Source organism: Niastella populi (assembly GCF_002078015.1).
Classification (GTDB): domain Bacteria; phylum Bacteroidota; class Bacteroidia; order Chitinophagales; family Chitinophagaceae; genus Niastella; species Niastella populi.
In genome coordinates this window covers 1-1247 of record NZ_LWBP01000048.1, presented here as the reverse complement: position 1 = coordinate 1247, position 1247 = coordinate 1, and the positions used below count along the sequence as shown (strand labels likewise).

At 40.4% G+C, this 1247-nt stretch carries 1 protein-coding gene; it reads right to left on the bottom strand.

The window, feature by feature from the left end:
- On the bottom strand, nt 1–1247 hold a 1247-nt coding region (locus A4R26_RS06695), incomplete at both ends, for an AMP-binding protein (RefSeq protein WP_165760171.1).

The following is a 1247-nucleotide window of genomic DNA, read 5'->3' as shown; positions in this document are numbered from 1 at the left end:
CCCTTCTGCAACCGGGTTACGGTTTTCGTCCAAAATATAGATTTTGGTATTGGCAATCGGTTTACCAATTTCAATCTTTTGCGTGTTTTTTTCAAACGCTTTTACCGTGGACCAAATCGTTGTTTCTGTCGGTCCATACATATTGTAAAGTTGCGTACCGGGCAATTTCTGGTAAATATCATTCACCAATGAAGCCGTACATGGCTCACCTCCCAAAAGGATATTTTTAATTGAACGCCAACCTTCCTCTTCTGAAAGGTGCTGATTCAACATGGCTCCCATGGAAGGTGTAATTTGTAAATGCGTAACCTTATGTTTCCTGATCTGTGAATAAACCGAATAGTTATTCTGCTCGTCACCAATCTGCCTGGCCTCTCCCTGTATAACAACTTTGTATCCTTTACTCAGTGTCCACAAAAGCTCCAATACCGATATGTCAAATGTGTAATTTGTCATAGCCAGGAATGTTCCTTTTTCTTCTCCAAAAACGGATGTCATCCCGGAGAAAAAGTTAGTTACATTCCGATGTTCGATCATTACTCCTTTCGGTTTCCCTGTGGAACCTGAGGTGTAGATCACATAAGCAAGGTTGTTGGATGTAGCAGTGGAACTCACCGGTTCTATAGAATAACGCTCCTGGCTTTCTTTGAACCTGCTTAGTTCTGCTTCATCGAGGCATATCTTACATTTGGTATCCTGTTCAATGTAGTGTATTCTTTCCTGAGGATATTCCGGATCGATAGGAACATAGGCTCCACCTGATTTTAAGGCGCCCAGTATGGAAATGATCATCCATTCACTGCGCGCCTGTTTGATGGCTATCAAATTATCTGGCCGGATATCATAATTATCTCTCAGGTGACGGGCAAGCTGATTAGACCGCTCATTGAGCTGCCGATAAGTAAGTTCAGTATCTTCAAATATTACGGCTATGTGGTCTGGCGTCTTCTCGACTTGCTCTTCAAATAAGTCTACGATCGTCTTATCTTTCGGATAAGCTACTGCTGTATCATTGAAAGTAAAGAGCAGTTTGTGTTTCTCTTCTTCACTTAAATAATCTACATCCTTTAATAGCCTGCTTTGATCTTTTAAAATAAAGTCTAATACTTTAAAGTACAGGTTGCCTGCATACTCTAATGACAAACCAGAGCTAAGTTTTTTAGTGGCTTTGATGCCTATACGATAACCACCTCCAGTTGCAGCAACTGTAAAATCTAAAAATGTATTGGTTCTTTCATATTCTGAAA